Raw genomic sequence first — 16,996 nt, forward strand, 5'->3', positions numbered from 1 at the left:
AGAATGAGCAAAAATGACAAAAGCAACAGTTTACGTAACCTACAAAGAAAGCATTCTTGATCCTCAAGGACAGGCAGTGCAAAAGGCGGCAAGCAAACTTGGCTATGACAAGGTCGCACAAATCCGTATCGGTAAATATTTTGAAATTGAAGGAACAGGCTCATCCGAAGAGCTGAAAACACAAGTCGAAGCCTTGGCGAGTGAGCTTTTGGCTAATCCAAATATGGAAACATACAGAGTTGAGGTGGTAGAAGAATGAAATTTGCAGTGATTCAATTTCCTGGCTCTAACTGCGATTTTGACTTGCTTTGGGCGATTCGGGATGTGATGGGGGCTGAGGCAGAGTTTGTCTGGCATGATGAGACCTCTCTCTCTGGTTTTGATGGAGTATTGATTCCTGGGGGATTTAGCTACGGCGATTATTTGCGGTGCGGAGCGATTGCTTCTTTTGCCAATATTATGCCTGAAATCAAGCGTCTAGCCGCGGAGGGGAAACCTGTTTTTGGCACTTGCAATGGTTTTCAAATTTTGGTTGAAGCGGGGCTTTTGCCAGGGGTGCTGATTAGAAATGACAGCTTAAAGTTTGTCAGCAAATGGCAAACTTTAAATGTTCTGAATAAGCAAACAAAATTCACAACAGAATACGGTGAAAATGAAGTCATCAACTTGCCCATTGCCCACGGCGAAGGGAAATATGTGGCAGACGAAGCCACGCTTGTTGAGCTGAAAGCGAACAATCAGATTGTCTTTACTTATGAAAACGGCAATCCGAATGGCTCGGTTGACAATATCGCAGGAATTATTAACAAAGAGGGTAATGTGCTTGGTATGATGCCTCACCCAGAGCGTGCGATGGAGGATTTGCTTGGTGGGAGTGATGGTGCGAAGCTGTTTGCTAGTGTGTTGAAGAATTTTGTGAAAGTGGAAGAGGTGAACGCCTGATGACTGTTGAATTATCACCTGAGCAAATCCGTGAGACAAAGATTTATCGTGAATGGGGTTTGACGGACGAGGAATATCTGAAAATCAAAGATGAGATTTTGGGTGGGCGGCTGCCGAACTTTACGGAGACGGGGATGTACGCCGTGATGTGGAGCGAGCATTGCTGCTACAAGAACTCGAAGCCAGTACTGAGGAAGTTTCCAACGACTGGTCCGCAGGTGCTGATGGGACCTGGTGAGGGGGCTGGCGTGGTCGATATCGGCGATGGTCAGGCCGTTGTTTTCAAAGCGGAGAGTCACAATCATCCCTCTTATGTTGAGCCTTACGAGGGTGCTGCGACTGGCTCTGGTGGAATTATTCGTGATATTTTCTCAATGGGGGCGCGTCCGATTGCGATTTTAGACAGTCTCCGTTTTGGGCAGATTGATAATGCACATACGAGACATATCGTGGATCAAGTCGTGGCAGGGATTGCGGGCTACGGCAACTGTATCGGGATTCCAACGGTTGGTGGCGAGGTGGCTTTTGATGAGTCTTATACTGGAAATCCGCTAGTCAATGTGCTTTGCGTGGGTTTGATTGACCAGAAAGACATTCAAAAGGGACAGGCGAAAGGAGTCGGCAACAGCGTCTTTTATGTCGGTGCGAAAACAGGTCGTGATGGCATTCATGGGGCTTCATTTGCCTCGAAAGAATTTGGTTCTGGCTCTGAAACACAGCGTTCTGCAGTACAGGTCGGCGATCCATTTATGGAAAAATTGCTGCTAGAAGCTTGTATTGAAGTGATTCAAAAACACGGTGATATTTTGGTCGGCATTCAGGATATGGGTGCGGCTGGATTGGTTTCATCGACTTCCGAAATGGCTTCAAAGGCTGGCTCTGGCTTACGACTGAATCTTGATGACGTGCCGCAGCGTGAAATAGGCATGATTCCTTATGAGATGATGTTGTCTGAAAGCCAAGAGCGTATGGTGCTTTGTGTCAAAAAAGGGCATGAGCAGGAAATCGTGGATTTATTCAAGAAATATGACCTTGATGCTGTCAATATTGGCAAAGTGACAAACGATGGCTACTATACTTTGTACCACAAGGGGCAACTGGTGGCACACGTGCCTGTTGACAGTCTTGCCGAGGATGCGCCTGTCTATTACCGAGAAGCAAAAGTGCCTGCACGGATTGCGAGATTTGCTGACGAAGCGAAATATATGCCTGTCATTTCTGACGCTACTAAAATCTTTAAAAAATTGCTTGCTCAACCAACGATTGCCAGCAAACGCAGTATTTATGAGACTTATGACAGCCGTGTCATGACCAATACTGTTGTCGCACCTGGCTCTGATGCTGCTGTTTTGCGAGTGCGTGGGACAAAGAAGGCACTCGCAATGACGACTGACTGTAACGCACGTTATCTCTATCTTGACCCTGAAAAGGGCGGTGCGATTGCAGTCGCTGAGGCAGCGCGTAATATCGTGGCTTCTGGCGGCAAACCGCTTGCCATCACGGACTGTCTCAACTTTGGTAATCCTGAAAAACCTGAGCAATTCTGGGAGCTGACGACCGCGGCTGACGGTATTTCTCGCGCCTGTTTGGCACTTGATACACCTGTCATTTCGGGTAATGTATCGCTCTACAATGAAACGAATGGTTCTGCGATTTTGCCAACACCGATGATTGGTATGGTTGGATTGATTGAGGATACTGACCATATCACGACACAGGATTTCAAGGTGGCTGGCGATGTGATTTATCTGATTGGGACGACTGATGATGATTTTGCAGGGTCTGAGTTACAAAAAATGCTGACAGGTGAAATCAGCGGAACGATTGATTTTGATCTCGACGCTGAAAAACGTAATCAAGATTTGGTACTGACCGCAATCAAGTCTGGTCTGGTGCAGTCTGCACACGATTTGTCAGAGGGTGGGCTTGCGATTGCACTGGCTGAATCAGCTTTTGCAGGTAATTTAGGTATGGCTGTCAAATTTGACGGTACTGATGCACAGCTCTTCAGTGAAACACAAGGGCGCTTTATCCTATCTATCAGTGCTGACAAGACTGCTGATTTTGAGAAATTGGCTGCTGACAGTTCGGTCATCTTTGACAGAATTGGTGAGGTTACTGATAGTGCTGTTTTGAATATTAACGATATTTCTGTTAGTAGCGACGACGCGCTTGCTATTTATGAAAATGCTTTACCTGAGTTGATGAAATGAGATCTGAAAAGACGCGAATCAAAATTTTGCGTCTTTTTTGTTGAGAGGACTGATATGAAACTTTTATGAATAAAACATTTACAGCTAGACATACTATTTATTTCACAAATAAGTGTGAGAAATGTCACATAGCGATTTAAGATTGAAAAAGGTTCATGCGTGATAAAACTATCAGTACACTGACAAATATCAAAATTCCACTCTAACTCGCGTTCCCCTTGACAAAAATAATCGTTAAGAGATATAATTGATACTGTCAATTATATCAAAAGGAAAATAAAAAATGACAAGAGAACAAGCGGAGCGTTTTACGGATATTGTCAAGGCGGTGAACCAGTCAGAAGCTGTGGAGAGCTTCAACTTGTATGCACATGGTGAAATGTTGGTGTTGGTGCATTTGGCGAGGGCATTTGGACAGACGATTTTTCCTAGCGAAATCGCTGAGGCAACGCACACTAGTCCAACACGCGTGGCGAAAATCTTGAATACGCTGGAAAAAAAGGGATATATCGTCCGCAAAACGGATGTCAAGGATCGTCGCAAAGTTCAGGTCAGCGTTACTACGCTGGGCAATCAGACGGCTTTGCAAGAAAAAGAGAAAGCACTCACTCGCATCTCAAATGTATTGGAAGAAATGGGGCAAGACGATGCGGAGCAATTTATCGTGCTAATGAGTCGCTATCTGACGATTACCGAGCGGCAAAGCTTGGACTGGGAGGACTGAGATGGCAAAAGATATTCACGGGAAAGTCTATTCTCTTTGGACTTTGGCGCTATTGGTTTTGGTGGCGACCTTTGCGGGAGACTTGAACGCGACCATGCTGGCAACAGCGGTACCAACCCTCATGCGTGATTTCAACATCTCGCTCTCGACCGCGCAGCAGGCTTCAACTTGGTTTTTGCTAGGCAATGGCATCATGATTCCCGTCACGGCTTATTTAGGGACACGTGTTCCGACGAAAATTTTGTATCTTTTCTCGCTTGCGGTACTGTTTTTGGGCGGCATCGTGGCAATTACTGCACCGAGCAGCAATTATCTGTTCTTCATCGTGGGGCGTGTGATTCAGTCGCTGGGCGTTGGTGTGATTATTACCTTACAGATGGTAATTTTTGCGGAGATTTTTCCCGAAGAAAAGCGTGGTCAGGCGATGGCGATTGCAGGGCTGTCACTTGCGGTTTCGCCTGCTTTGGGACCAACATTTGCAGGTTGGGTGTTGCATAAAAATCACAGCTTTTTAGGGTTGACTTTGAGTGATTCTTGGCGTTCGATTTTCATTGTGCCAACGGTCATCATCGGCATTTGTCTACTTTTAGCACCATTTATCATGCGCGATGTTCTGAAAAATAAGACTGTCAAATTGGACATTCTGTCTTTAATTTTGACCGTTGCAGGTTTTGGGCTATTTTTGTATGGATTGACGAATGCTGGTGCTGACGGCTGGATCAAATTTGACACTGTCTTGCTACCAACGCTGTCAGGACTGATTTTGCTTGTCATTTTTAGTCTACGACAGTTAAAAATGACAGCTCCATTCTTGGATTTACGTTTACTGACAAATAAGCAGTTTTCACTTGCCGCGCTGATATTGGCTTTTGTGACGATGGCGATGATGGGTGTGGAAATTATTTTGCCCGTCTATTTGCAAGAAATTCGTGGACTGAGCGCGCTGGGTTCAGGTTTGACTTTACTTCCTGGGACTTTGATTATGACTGTTGCTATGCCTGTTTTTGGTGGTATTTATGACAAAATCGGTGGAAAAATCCTGTCCATCTGCGGTTTCAGTGCCCTGACACTTGCGACCGTTCCCTTTGTTTTTGTCAGCAGTAGCACACCTCACAGCTGGATAATCTTCTTTTATGCCATTCGTGCTGTCAGTATTGCCGCTGTCATGATGCCGATGATGAGCGCCGTGATGGATGCGGTCAGGCCGAGTGAAATGACGCACGCCTCCGCTCTGAGTAACACGCTCAAGCAAGTCGCGTCAGCGCTGATTGTTGCCGTCTTTACGAGCGTGACGACCAAAGTGTCGAAAGACCATCTTCCGTCAGCGCACTTGAAAGTCGAAAATCTCGCCCTCTACCTCACCAAATTCATCAATGCCACGATAAAAGGTTATTCCGCAAGTTTTTTGCTGGCGGTGGTGCTCGGCGCGATTGGTGTTGTTTTTACGCTTTTTTTGAAGAATCAGGAGAAATTTAAAGAATGAACATCAAACAAATCGCTGGAAAAACAGGTCTAAACCCCGACACAATCCGTTATTACGAAAAAGAAAATCTCATCAAAATCCCACGAAATAGCAGTGGCTATCGTGACTTTATTCCGCAAAATGTGGAACGCTTGACTTTCATTAGCAAGATGCGTGCGGCGGGCTGTGGCATTGACTTTCTGAGAAAATATTGCGCGCTGCTTGACGACACAGAAAATCATGACGACGAACAGCGCGAAATGTTGATTGTAGAGGCAAAAGCGGCAAGAGAACGGCTGTCAAATTTGACAGATGCCTTAGATTATCTGGACTGGAAGATTGGCGTGTATTATAAAAATGTCAAGCTGCTTGGAGAACAGTCAAAATAGAAACTTTTTACTTGCATTAGAGCGCACTCCAAGGTTTATAATGAAGTCATCAACTAAGAAATGGAGATTTCAAAAATGAAAAACAATGATAAAGTATGGCTCGTAACAGGCGCTTCAACAGGCTTCGGACGCGCGCTTGTCGAAGAATTGATTGTGCGCAATTACAAAGTAGTCGCCACCGCACGTCAGCTGTCAGCACTGACAGACTTGTCAGATGGTGAAAACGTCCTCAAAACCAGGCTTGATGTGACTGATAAAGCTTCCATCAGTGCCGCAGTCGCTGCCACGATTGAAAAATTTGGTCGGATTGACGTTTTGGTCAATAATGCAGGCTTTGGCTATTTCGGTGTCATGGAAGAATCAGACCAAGCTGCCGTCAGGCGCATGATGGACACGAATTTTTGGGGCGCAAATGACATGACACTCGCTGTTTTGCCTTATATGCGCAAGCAAAAATCAGGACGTATCCTCAACACCGTCAGCCGTGGCGGACTGACAACGACGGAAACGCTTGCCTACTATCATGCGACAAAGTTTGCGATGGAAGGGCTTTTCCAAACATTGCGTAAAGAAGTTGAGCCCTTGGGAATTTTTGTGACGAACATTGAGCCTGGCTCATTTCGCACGGATTGGGCAGGACGCTCGAAAGAAAGCAGTCCCGCTGAGATTACGGATTATGCGGCGGCGCACAAGACGCTTGACCGCCTGAACAGCTATTCCGGTACGCAAGCAGGAAGTCCAGCACTCGCCGCAAAGGCTTTCATCAAAGTGGCTGAGCTGGACAATCCACCCATGCACTATCTCATGGGCAAGGGCGCTTATCAGCTCACCAAGCAAGTTTTTGAAGCGGCGCTTGATGAGTTTGAGACTTACAAAGAAGACGCGCAGCACCTTGATTTTGGCGATGAAGCTTATTGGAAGCAATAAAATTTCTGAACAATAAACGCAATAAATGAGATTTCCGATTTGTTGGAGATTTTGGAGTTGGTAGGAGAATAAGAAAAAGCGCTCAACCAAGCGCTTTTCATACTGTTTAATTTCTAAAAAAGCATTAGAAGTTAGCTGCGCATGTCCATTCGCTGTAAGTCGCTACTACGTGTCTATTCCAGCTGCCCGCTAAAGCAAACGCTGGCAGGGCAAAGCGACAACGCGAAGTGACAACCTTTGCGTTGCACGCAAACCACTTCCTGCGTTCAACGCACTGCGTTGAAGTTGCGGATAAGAAAAGCGAAGCTTTTCTCTTTCGTACACAAGGCAGTATATTTGTAGTTTACATCTAATCAAACACGACTCAAAACATCCTCCACCGAAAAAGAACCCTCAAAAAGCAGTCGCAAAATCAGCACCATTTTATTCGCCAAAATACGCGCGTCAAGCGCAGAATAAGCAGACGCGACAAGCAGCTCGGTAATGTTTTGCTCATAAAGCGTCCATGTCTTGAGGAGACGCAGCCGCAAGTGTGGGGTCTCGTCAATGATTTTTGGGAGAGTGAAAAAGTTTTTCGGGTCGTCATCGTCAGCGATACATTGACGGATAAAGTCAGGATAGCCTTCCCAAACCTTGTCAGGATTTGCCCTCAGCCAAGATGCAATCAAATCCAGGAGAACGGTTTCATCATTAAAAATAATATCATCCTTGCTCGGAAAATATTGAAACAGGGTCTTTTTGGCAATCGCTGAGGCTGCCGCAATTTCCTCGGTGGTTACGCCATCAAAGCCCTTTTCTTCAAAAAGGCGCAGCGCATTTTCTATAATTTCAAGCCGCTTGGCTTTTTTCTTTTCTTCTCTTAAGCTCATAAATTGATTATAACACATTTTTGGTAACTCAGTAACTTTATTGTTGACAAATAAAAAGTAACCGAGTATAATCTTATTTGTAAAAGGTAACTGAGTTACTAAAAGGAAATCAGGTCATTTCACAATGGAAAAACACAACAATATGCGCCTGCTCATGGTGCCCCTCATGCTGGTGCTCTTTATCTCGACGCTTGACCAAACGGTCGTGGCGGCAAGTCTAAGCTCAATCGGCAAAGCACTTGGCGATGCTAATCAAGTCACATGGGTGACGACGGCTTACTTGATTACAAGCGCCGTTACAACGCTGATTTTTGGCAAACTTGGTGATAGCATTGGGCGCAAGCTCATGCTTCAAGTTTCGCTGAGTATTTTTTTGATGGGCTCGCTTTTGTGTGGACTTTCAGGCAATATGTGGTTGCTCATTGCCAGCCGTGCTTTTCAAGGTATTGGTGGCGGCGGTCTCGCTACGCTTTGTATGGCAGTGGTCGGCGACCTTGTCCCACCGCTCGAACGCTCACGCTATCAAGGTTTGATTGGGTTGGTTCCCTCTGTTGCACTGGTTGCAGGACCATTCTTGGGCGGTTTTATTACAGACCAACTCAGCTGGCATTGGATTTTCTTCATCAATTTGCCGATTGGCATCGTGGCACTCGCTTTTATCGCCAGTGCGCTTCATCTTGAAAAACGTCAACTTTCAGGCAAGATTGACATCTGGGGCGCCCTCGTGATTTCGATTGCGACAGCGACGCTCTTACTCAATCTCAGTCTTGGAGGTAGCAGGTGGACATGGGCTTCAGGACAAAGTATCGGTTTATTTGCGACAGCTGCCGTCATGCTCGCAGCCTTTATCTTGATCGAAAGACAGGTCAAATCACCGATTACACCACTGACTTTTTTCAAATCCAATATTTTTACGATTTCTACGATTCAATTTTTCTTGGTTTCAGCAACGATGTTTGTTTTCATGCTTTTTACGCCGATGTATTTCCAAATGCTACGTGGTTATTCTGCAAGTCGCGCAGGCGCAACCGTGATTCCGCTGATGATTGGGGTGATTGTCGCCTCAGCATCACTTGGGGAATTTATCACACGCACAGGGCGTTATAAAATTCTCCCTATTTTTGCGAGTGCGCTGATTGCCATCAGTGCGGTGATGATGGGAATGCTGGGGTCTCATACCAATGTCTGGTATGTCGTAGTCGCACTCTTTATCAGCGGTCTTGGACAAGGGGCAATGATTCAAACCGTCACTGTTGCGGGGCAAAATGCCGTACCTTTTCAGCATATCGGGGCAGCCACAGGTGCGCTCAATTTCTTTAAGAGTCTTGGTGGCTCATTTAGCTCCGTTATTTTTGCTGCTATTTTGGCAAATGCGACGGACAACAGCCAGCTTCCAGCACATTTGGCGCACGGATTCTCTGTCACATTTCTCTGGGTGCTGCCGCTCATGGCAATCTCTTTTATTCTCGCCATCTTCATGAAAGAAAAACCACTCTCAGAAGAAATGGTCAAAATCGCTGCTGGCGAAGCAGAAGCACCAGAATATTAAATAGAATTTATACTACTTCGGTACGCAAGCAGGCAGTCCAGCGCTCGCCGCAAAGGCTTTCATCAAAGTGGCTGAGCTGGACAATCCACCCATGCACTATCTCATGGGCAAGGACGCTTATCAGCTCACCAAGCAAGTTTTTGAAGCGGCACTTGATGAGTTTGAGACTTACAAAGAAGACGCGCAGCACCTTGATTTTGGCGATGAAGCTTATTGGGAATAGCAGATTGCCAATTTTCCGTACAATGGCTGCTCAAAAATCGCTGATATACTACGTACATCAGGTTTGACAAAATTTGTCAAACCAACATTGGAGGCAACATTGTGAGCGAAATACTTGAAGAGGGCAAAGCCATCTGCGAAGAATGCGGCGGCGAATTTTGGGAAGATGAGTTAGAAGACGGCTACTGCGAAAACTGTACGGATTTTCTCATCCAGTGCGGGATTGATGCGATGAACGGAGATTGACATGGGACTATTTGACATCATCGCATCCGTGGGCGATGCGCTTTCGGAAAATGGCGACAAAGCGACCTATTCTGACGAAATCAAAAACGATAAGCGCATTCAAAAAATGATGCATACTGATGGCACAACGCACCAGACCATCAAAGCATCAAAAGTAAAATATAAGAGTGGCAAGGTTACGGAGACACGCTCTTATTACGAAGATTAGAAAAATGGACTGACAGAGTAATTTGTCAGTTCATTTTATTTCTGTCAGCATACTGACAGATGACAAAAACTGTTTTTTCCGAACAATCTTTTCCATAAAACTGAAAAACTCCGCTCAGGGCTTTATATTTCCAGACAATCCAGCTAAAATAAAGCTATAAACAAAGAAATTGACGAGGAAAAGTAACCAATGGCTGACAAAATAAAAACCAATCCCACCCACGTAAGAAAAAATTGGTGGCAAACGCACCCCGATGACGAGCGCTCCCACCTCAACGAAGAATGCGGCCTCTTCGGCGTTTGGGGACATCCAGATGCTGCCCGACTGACTTATTTTGGCCTCCATGCCCTGCAACATCGTGGACAAGAAGGTGCAGGAATTTTAGTCAATGACAACGGAAAACTCAATCGCCACCGTGGTTTAGGACTGGTCACAGAGGTTTTCAAAGACGAAAAAGACCTGTCAGCACTGACAGGTTCGTCAGCGATTGGACACGTCCGCTACGCCACCGCAGGCTCGGCTGACATCAACAATATCCAGCCTTTTCATTTTGATTTTCACGATGGTGGACTTGGATTGGCGCACAATGGCAATCTGACTAATGCGCAGTCGTTGCGCTGTGAGCTAGAGCGCGATGGTGCGATTTTTAGCTCCAACTCCGACACCGAAATCCTCATGCACCTCATTCGCCGCAGCCACCACCCAGAGTTCATGGGTAAAGTCAAAGAAGCGCTGAACACCGTGCATGGCGGCTTTGCCTACCTCATCATGACCGAACACAGCATTCTCGCTGCGCTTGACCCGAACGGCTTCCGCCCGCTTTCCATTGGAAAAATGAGCAATGGTGCAATCGTCGTTGCCTCAGAAACCTGCGCCTTTGATGTCGTCGGCGCAACATGGATTCAAGACGTGGAGCCAGGCGAAATCATCGAAATTGACGACAACGGCATTCACGTTGATCAGTTCACTGACAGCACCAACCTCACGATCTGCAGCATGGAATACATCTATTTTGCCCGCCCAGACAGCACCATCCATGGGGTCAATGTCCATACCGCCAGAAAACGCAGCGGACGCATTCTTGCCCGCGAAGCGCATATTGACGCAGACATCGTCATCGGTGTACCCAATTCTTCCCTCAGCGCAGCCAGCGGATACGCCGAGGAAAGTGGTCTGCCCTACGAAATGGGACTTATCAAAAACCAATACGTCGCTAGAACCTTTATTCAACCTACCCAAGAACTCCGCGAGCAAGGTGTGCGCATGAAACTCAGCGCCGTCCGTGGCGTCGTTGAGGGTAAGCGCGTCATCATGGTTGACGACAGCATCGTCCGTGGCACGACCAGCAAGCGCATCGTCCGCCTCCTCAAAGACGCAGGCGCAGCCGAAGTCCACGTCGCCATCGCCAGCCCCGCCCTCAAATATCCCTGCTTTTACGGCATCGACATCCAAGACCGCGACGAACTCATCGCAGCCACCCACACCACCGACGAAATCCGCGACCTCATCGGCGCCGACAGCCTGACCTACCTCAGCCAAGACGGCCTCGTCGAAGCCATCGGACACGACAAACTCACCCTCGCTTATTTTGATGGGAAATATCCTACGCCACTTTATGATTATGAGGAGGAATATTTGGAGAGTTTAGCGAAGAATGAAGCGAGATAACACAAAAATCAGGTTCAAACGAATCTGATTTTTATAATGCTTCCAAAATTTTGTCAAATAACTTTCTCAAGTATAGCATTTTTCCCATGAACCGTCCCATCCATATGCAAATTGTAAACTCCATCATCAATTAAATCATGCGTTTGGCGTATAGAAAATGCTGACAAAACGGTCAGTATTTTTTATAATCAAAAAGTTTGACCAATACTGACCAATGAGTTATAATAAGAATGTAGTGAGAAAAAAGTTAAAATCACTACCTAAAAAGAATATGAATTTTCATGGAAAGGAATTGAGTTCGCCCTCCTAGAGACTAGGAAAATAGATGAAATGGAATCTGACACGAGGTGTCAGAACCACATTTCCCTAATTTTCTACGTCTCTGAGCAGTCAACGAAAATCTGACAACTAGGTTATCAGATTTCTGCTGTCCCTGAAGTCTAAGCGCTAAAGCGCTAAGACCCTAGGGCGGGCTCACATCTTGATTATGGACATCGAAAAAATGACAACAACAATGCAAGAAAGTCTTGCAGCGGCGCAGCAAATTGCGCAGACACGGCATCAGCAGGCGATTGAGATTCCGCATTTGTGGCGGATTTTTGTGCAACCAAATAGTTTTGGCGCAAATTTTTATAAGGATTTGGGGATTAATCTTGATGAATTTACCTCAATGATTGAGCAAGAAATTGATAAGATTCCGTCAGTAGAGGGCGGCTCGGTCAGCTATGGGCAAGGGTTGAGTCAAGACTTGTTCAAACTTTTGAATGAAGCGGATCAGATTGCTAAGAAAATGGGCGATGAATATCTCTCAACAGAGATTGTTTTGCTGGCGCTTTTTGAGTTGAAGCAAAACCCATTGACCCAATATCTGATGGCGCATGGAGCGAGCAAGCAAAAGGCTGATGAAGCCGTGAAAAATTTACGTGGAGGTGATAAAGTGACGAGTCAAAATGCAGAAGAAACTTACAAGGCGCTGGAAAAATACGGGGTTGACCTTGTGGCGCAAGTCAAATCAGGCAAGCAAGACCCTGTGATTGGGCGTGATGAGGAGATTCGTGATGTGATTCGCGTCCTTTCTCGGAAAACAAAAAATAATCCGGTGCTTATCGGTGAGCCGGGTGTTGGTAAAACGGCGATTGTCGAGGGCTTGGCACAGCGAATTGTGCGCAAAGACGTTCCTGAAAATCTGAAAGACAAGACGATTTTCTCGCTAGATATTGGCGCGTTGATTGCGGGTGCGAAATATCGGGGTGAGTTTGAGGAACGTTTGAAAGCGGTGCTGAACGAGGTCAAAAAGTCTGACGGACAAATTATTTTGTTCATTGATGAGTTGCACACGATTGTGGGCGCAGGCAAGACTGAAGGTTCGATGGATGCGGGAAATCTGCTCAAACCAATGTTGGCGCGTGGTGAGCTACATTTGATTGGCGCGACGACTTTGGACGAATACCGCAAATACATGGAAACGGATAAGGCATTGGAACGGCGTTTTCAAAAGGTTTTGGTGACAGAGCCGACAGTTGAAGATACGATTTCTATCTTGCGAGGGCTGAAAGAGCGCTTTGAAATTCATCATGGTGTGACCATTCATGATAATGCGCTCGTGGCAGCTGCAACGCTATCCAATCGCTATATCACTGACCGCTTTTTACCTGACAAAGCCATTGACCTCGTTGACGAAGCTTGTGCGACCATTCGGGTGGAAATGAATTCCTTGCCAACTGAGCTTGACCAAGCCAATCGCCGTCTGATGCAGCTTGAAATCGAAGAAGCAGCACTCAAAAAAGAACGCGATGATGCGTCTAAAAAACGGCTGGAAATCTTACATGCCGAAATCGCTGAACTTCGTGAGGAAAATAACCAGCTTAAAAGCCAATGGGAAGCAGAGAAAAAGGAAGTTAGCAAGATTTCTGAAAAGCGAAATGAGTTAGAAAAGGCACGTCATGATCTGGACGAAGCGCAAAATGATGGCAATCTCGAAAAAGCAGCCGCTCTGCGCTATGGCAAAATTCCTGAAATTGAAAAAACGCTCAAGGGACTTGAAGAACAGGCGAAATCTGATGATTTGACGCTTGTCCAAGAGTCGGTCACAGAGGAGCAAATTGCCGAAGTGGTCGGGCGCATGACAGGTATTCCCATTACCAAACTGGTTGAGGGGGAACGTGAAAAACTGCTTCATCTGCCTGAAACTTTGCATGAGCGTGTGGTTGGTCAGGATGAAGCCGTTGAGGCAGTATCTGATGCGATTATCCGTGCGCGTGCGGGGATTCAAGACCCTAATCGTCCGCTTGGTTCCTTCCTCTTCCTTGGTCCGACTGGGGTGGGTAAAACGGAGCTGGCGAAGGCTCTGGCTGAAAATCTATTTGACTCTGAGGAACACATGGTGCGGATTGACATGAGTGAATACATGGAAAAGCACAGCGTTTCTCGCTTAGTCGGCGCCCCTCCAGGCTATGTCGGCTACGATGAAGGGGGTCAACTGACCGAAGCTGTGCGGCGCAATCCTTACACGATTATCCTGCTTGATGAGATTGAAAAGGCGCATCCTGATGTGTTCAATATCCTATTGCAGGTCTTGGACGATGGACGTTTGACGGACTCCAAAGGTGTCTTGGTCGATTTTAAAAATACAGTCCTCATCATGACGTCAAATGTTGGTTCGCAATATCTGCTGGATAATGTGGACGAAAATGGTAAAATTTCAGAAGAAACGATTGAAAATGTCCTCGGACAACTCCGTTTACATTTCAAACCCGAATTTCTCAATCGGATTGATGATACCATTCTCTTTAAGCCTTTGTCGCTTGAAAATATCAAGAATATCATTGTCAAAATGACAAGTTTGCTTGTGAAGCGTTTGGAAGAAATGGAAGTGACCCTTGAATTGACGGACGAAGTCAAAACTTGGATTGCTGAAAATGCCTACGAACCTGCCTATGGTGCGCGTCCGCTGAAACGTTATCTGACAAAAGTCATTGAAAATCCGCTGGCGAAATTGATTGTTGGGGGAAAGATTTTGCCGAAGGCAAAAGTTGTGGTAAATCTCGAAGATAACAAGATTGATTTTGCAATTCAAACGACTGCTGAATAAATAGACTAAACCGTTAGCTGATGCTGGCGGTTTTTCGTTTATTTTCAAGCTGATTATTAGTTGAGAAAATGGTAAAATAAGAGGCAGTATAAGAAATCTGGAGAAAAATATGACAGCACAAAATCAAAGACAAGAACTACAACGAAATATCTGGTCTATTGCTGACCAAGTTCGTGGCGCTGTGGACGGGTGGGACTTTAAGCAGTATATTCTAGGGATTTTGTTCTACCGTTTTATCAGTGAAAACTTTCAAAATTATATAGAAGCGGGCGACCCAGAAGTTCATTATGCGGATTACCCAGATGAAGCAATCACCCCTGAGATTATTGATGATGCAGTAAAAACGAAGGGTTATTACATTGCACCCAGTCAACTTTTTTCAAATGTTGTGAAGACTGCGCGTGAAAATGCTGATTTGAATACAGACCTCAAAGCAATTTTCACCGCCATTGAATCAAGTGCGATTGGCTATGCTTCTGAAAATGATATTAAGGGTTTGTTTGATGATTTGGATACGACGAGTAATCGCTTAGGAAATACGGTTGCAGAGAAGAATAAACGTTTAGCCGATGTCCTTGAAGGAATCAATCAACTGAACTTTGGTCGCTTTGAAGATAATCAAATCGACCTTTTCGGGGATGCTTATGAATTTTTGATTTCAAACTATGCCTCAAATGCAGGTAAATCAGGCGGCGAATTTTTCACACCGCAATCTGTCTCAGCACTACTAGCTAAAATCGTCATGCTAGGTAAAGACGAGAACAATAAAATTAACAAAATCTATGACCCAGCCTGTGGTTCAGGCTCTCTTTTGCTCCAAGCGAGAAAGCAATTTTCAGAGCATATCATCGAAGAAGGATTCTTTGGTCAAGAAATCAATATGACTACCTATAACCTTGCACGCATGAATATGTTTTTGCATAACATCAACTATGATAAATTTGATATTAAACGTGGGGATACGCTTATCAATCCGCTACACAATGATGATAAGCCCTTTGATGCGATTGTCTCTAATCCGCCGTACTCCATCAAATGGATTGGTTCAGATAATCCAACTTTAATTAATGATGACCGTTTTAGTCCAGCAGGTGTTTTAGCACCCAAATCAAAAGCTGATTTTGCCTTTATCATGCATGCTTTAAGTTATTTGTCAGCCAAAGGACGTGCGGCTATTGTCACTTTCCCAGGAATATTTTATCGTGGCGGTGCCGAGCAGAAAATTCGAAAATATTTGATTGACAATAATTTTGTAGAAGCTGTTATTCAGTTGCCGGCTAATCTTTTCTTTGGGACAAGTATTGCGACTTGTATCTTGATTTTGGCAAAGAATAAGTCGAATACTGATACATTTTTTATTGATGCCAGCAAAGCGTTCAAAAAAGAAACGAATAATAACATTCTAACGACTGATAATATTGATAAGATCCTTACTCATTTTGATAAAAAAGAAGAGTTGGACTATTTCTCAAAAGCTGTCAAATTTGATGCGATTGTCGAAAATAACTATAATCTCTCTGTTTCAAGCTATGTGGAAGCTGAGGATTTGACGGAAAAGATTGATATTGACGTGCTTAATCAAGATATCAAGACGACTGTTGAGAAAATTGATAAATTGCGAGCTGAGATTGATGAGATTGTCAAGGAGCTGACAAAATGAAAAATCAGATTTTAGAGAAAATACTAGAGGAACGAAAAAATGGGCTTAAAGGTGGACTCTATCACAAAACGCAAGTCAGCTTGACTTACAATTCCAACCGTATTGAGGGCAGTAAGCTGACCGAAGAACAGACGCGTTATGTCTTTGAGACAAAGACGGTTGGTTTTGATGCGGACGGTCTGCCAGTCGATGACATTATCGAAACCAGCAATCATTTTCGGGCTTTTGATTATCTACTTGACACGATTGACCAAGATTTGAGCAAGGAAATCATCAAAACGTTTCATCAAATCCTAAAAGAAGGTACAAGTGATAGTCACAAAGCTTATTTTAATGTGGGCGACTGGAAGAAAATTCCTAATGAGGTCGGTGATATTAAAACTAGTCTGCCAGAAAATGTTGATAAAGATATTTCAAACCTTCTTGAGGATTATCTGGTAAAACCAGCAGTTATTTTTAATGATTTAATCGCTTTTCATGAGTATTTTGAGCGGATTCACCCTTTCCAAGATGGGAATGGTCGTGTTGGACGTTTGATTCTTTTTCGGGAATGTTTGAAGCACGACATTGTGCCTTTTGTGATTGATAATGATAAAAAGTTATTTTACTATCGTGGTTTGCGTGAGTTTGCGACTCAATCGGGTTATTTGATTGAGACTTGTTTGGCGGCGCAAGATGTTTATAAAGAGTGGGTGGGGTATTTTTATCCAGAGATTGGGTTATTGAGAAATCCTTAGTATTTGGAGTCTGGAAAATAAGTTAGGGAATTATTGTGTTCAATTGAGAGATAAATTCATGTTACGATAAGAGCTATATTTTTTGTTTT

At 44.8% G+C, this 16,996-nt stretch carries 16 protein-coding genes; 15 read left to right on the top strand and 1 reads right to left on the bottom strand.

What is annotated here, in order from left to right:
• The first annotated feature begins 13 nt into the window (after positions 1-13).
• The 7 genes from purS (at position 14) to D7I46_RS02280 (ending at position 6,657) form a co-directional block, all read left to right on the top strand.
• A complete protein-coding gene (gene purS, locus D7I46_RS02250) occupies positions 14-259 on the top strand; it encodes a phosphoribosylformylglycinamidine synthase subunit PurS (protein WP_120771401.1) in 246 nt (81 codons plus the stop codon).
• Positions 256-942 carry a phosphoribosylformylglycinamidine synthase subunit PurQ gene (gene purQ, locus D7I46_RS02255; protein ID WP_120771402.1) on the top strand — a complete coding sequence of 229 codons (687 nt, stop codon included), beginning with the start codon at positions 256-258 and terminating at the stop codon, positions 940-942. The genes purS and purQ overlap by 4 nt, the downstream gene beginning before the upstream one ends.
• Positions 942-3,155 carry a phosphoribosylformylglycinamidine synthase subunit PurL gene (purL, locus tag D7I46_RS02260; protein ID WP_120771403.1) on the top strand — a complete coding sequence of 738 codons (2,214 nt, stop codon included), beginning with the start codon at positions 942-944 and terminating at the stop codon, positions 3,153-3,155. Before purQ ends, purL begins: the two co-directional genes overlap by 1 nt.
• A gap of 328 nt (positions 3,156-3,483) precedes the next feature.
• Complete coding sequence (locus D7I46_RS02265) at positions 3,484-3,879, top strand: MarR family winged helix-turn-helix transcriptional regulator (RefSeq protein ID WP_162930817.1); 396 nt, start codon at positions 3,484-3,486, stop codon at positions 3,877-3,879.
• Between the two features lies 1 nt (position 3,880).
• The gene (locus D7I46_RS02270; protein WP_120771405.1) at positions 3,881-5,362 is read left to right on the top strand and encodes a DHA2 family efflux MFS transporter permease subunit; all 1,482 of its coding nucleotides are present in this window, start codon (positions 3,881-3,883) and stop codon (positions 5,360-5,362) included.
• Positions 5,359-5,730 carry a MerR family transcriptional regulator gene (locus tag D7I46_RS02275; RefSeq protein WP_120771406.1) on the top strand — a complete coding sequence of 124 codons (372 nt, stop codon included), beginning with the start codon at positions 5,359-5,361 and terminating at the stop codon, positions 5,728-5,730. Before D7I46_RS02270 ends, D7I46_RS02275 begins: the two co-directional genes overlap by 4 nt.
• 75 nt (positions 5,731-5,805) lie before the next feature.
• Positions 5,806-6,657, top strand: a complete 852-nt coding sequence (locus D7I46_RS02280; RefSeq protein ID WP_120771407.1) for an oxidoreductase — start codon at positions 5,806-5,808, stop codon at positions 6,655-6,657.
• 353 nt (positions 6,658-7,010) lie between these two features.
• Here the strand turns inward: D7I46_RS02280 and D7I46_RS02285 are convergent, their stop codons facing one another.
• The gene (locus tag D7I46_RS02285; protein WP_120771408.1) at positions 7,011-7,544 is read right to left on the bottom strand and encodes a TetR/AcrR family transcriptional regulator; all 534 of its coding nucleotides are present in this window, start codon (positions 7,542-7,544) and stop codon (positions 7,011-7,013) included.
• Between the two features lie 106 nt (positions 7,545-7,650).
• Here D7I46_RS02285 and D7I46_RS02290 point away from each other — a divergent pair, with 106 nt between their 5' ends.
• The 8 genes from D7I46_RS02290 to D7I46_RS02320 all read left to right on the top strand — a co-directional run bounded on the left by D7I46_RS02290 (position 7,651) and on the right by D7I46_RS02320 (position 16,907).
• Complete coding sequence (locus D7I46_RS02290) at positions 7,651-9,075, top strand: MDR family MFS transporter (protein ID WP_240424471.1); 1,425 nt, start codon at positions 7,651-7,653, stop codon at positions 9,073-9,075.
• A 91-nt stretch (positions 9,076-9,166) separates the two neighbouring features.
• A complete protein-coding gene (locus D7I46_RS13630; protein WP_276117011.1) occupies positions 9,167-9,298 on the top strand; it encodes a hypothetical protein in 132 nt (43 codons plus the stop codon).
• A gap of 101 nt (positions 9,299-9,399) precedes the next feature.
• Positions 9,400-9,543 (top strand): hypothetical protein, encoded by a 144-nt coding sequence (locus tag D7I46_RS13230; protein WP_162930775.1) that lies wholly within the window; start codon positions 9,400-9,402, stop codon positions 9,541-9,543.
• Position 9,544: 1 nt separating this feature from the next.
• Positions 9,545-9,751, top strand: a complete 207-nt coding sequence (locus tag D7I46_RS02300) for a hypothetical protein (RefSeq protein ID WP_120771409.1) — start codon at positions 9,545-9,547, stop codon at positions 9,749-9,751.
• 189 nt (positions 9,752-9,940) lie between these two features.
• Positions 9,941-11,419, top strand: coding sequence for an amidophosphoribosyltransferase (gene purF, locus D7I46_RS02305; RefSeq protein WP_240424473.1), 1,479 nt, complete (start codon positions 9,941-9,943; stop codon positions 11,417-11,419).
• Between the two features lie 487 nt (positions 11,420-11,906).
• Positions 11,907-14,510 carry an ATP-dependent chaperone ClpB gene (gene clpB, locus D7I46_RS02310; RefSeq protein ID WP_120771410.1) on the top strand — a complete coding sequence of 868 codons (2,604 nt, stop codon included), beginning with the start codon at positions 11,907-11,909 and terminating at the stop codon, positions 14,508-14,510.
• A 109-nt stretch (positions 14,511-14,619) separates the two neighbouring features.
• A complete protein-coding gene (locus tag D7I46_RS02315; protein ID WP_120771411.1) occupies positions 14,620-16,170 on the top strand; it encodes a type I restriction-modification system subunit M in 1,551 nt (516 codons plus the stop codon).
• Positions 16,167-16,907: a Fic family protein gene (locus D7I46_RS02320; RefSeq protein ID WP_120771412.1), complete on the top strand. Its 741-nt coding sequence runs from the start codon at positions 16,167-16,169 to the stop codon at positions 16,905-16,907. The genes D7I46_RS02315 and D7I46_RS02320 overlap by 4 nt, the downstream gene beginning before the upstream one ends.
• The last annotated feature ends 89 nt before the right edge of the window (positions 16,908-16,996 follow it).

This window comes from Lactococcus allomyrinae, from assembly GCF_003627095.1.
Classification (GTDB): domain Bacteria; phylum Bacillota; class Bacilli; order Lactobacillales; family Streptococcaceae; genus Lactococcus; species Lactococcus allomyrinae.

Coding starts and splice junctions, on each gene's coding strand:
- D7I46_RS02285 (WP_120771408.1), bottom strand. CDS start 7,544: ATGTGTTATAATCAATTTATGAGCTTAAGAGAAGAAAAGAAAAAAGCC.
- purF (WP_240424473.1), top strand. CDS start 9,941: ATGGCTGACAAAATAAAAACCAATCCCACCCACGTAAGAAAAAATTGG.
- D7I46_RS02300 (WP_120771409.1), top strand. CDS start 9,545: ATGGGACTATTTGACATCATCGCATCCGTGGGCGATGCGCTTTCGGAA.
- D7I46_RS02320 (WP_120771412.1), top strand. CDS start 16,167: ATGAAAAATCAGATTTTAGAGAAAATACTAGAGGAACGAAAAAATGGG.
- purL (WP_120771403.1), top strand. CDS start 942: ATGACTGTTGAATTATCACCTGAGCAAATCCGTGAGACAAAGATTTAT.
- D7I46_RS02290 (WP_240424471.1), top strand. CDS start 7,651: ATGGAAAAACACAACAATATGCGCCTGCTCATGGTGCCCCTCATGCTG.
- D7I46_RS02315 (WP_120771411.1), top strand. CDS start 14,620: ATGACAGCACAAAATCAAAGACAAGAACTACAACGAAATATCTGGTCT.
- purS (WP_120771401.1), top strand. CDS start 14: ATGACAAAAGCAACAGTTTACGTAACCTACAAAGAAAGCATTCTTGAT.
- D7I46_RS02280 (WP_120771407.1), top strand. CDS start 5,806: ATGAAAAACAATGATAAAGTATGGCTCGTAACAGGCGCTTCAACAGGC.
- D7I46_RS02270 (WP_120771405.1), top strand. CDS start 3,881: ATGGCAAAAGATATTCACGGGAAAGTCTATTCTCTTTGGACTTTGGCG.
- D7I46_RS02275 (WP_120771406.1), top strand. CDS start 5,359: ATGAACATCAAACAAATCGCTGGAAAAACAGGTCTAAACCCCGACACA.
- clpB (WP_120771410.1), top strand. CDS start 11,907: ATGGACATCGAAAAAATGACAACAACAATGCAAGAAAGTCTTGCAGCG.
- purQ (WP_120771402.1), top strand. CDS start 256: ATGAAATTTGCAGTGATTCAATTTCCTGGCTCTAACTGCGATTTTGAC.
- D7I46_RS13630 (WP_276117011.1), top strand. CDS start 9,167: ATGCACTATCTCATGGGCAAGGACGCTTATCAGCTCACCAAGCAAGTT.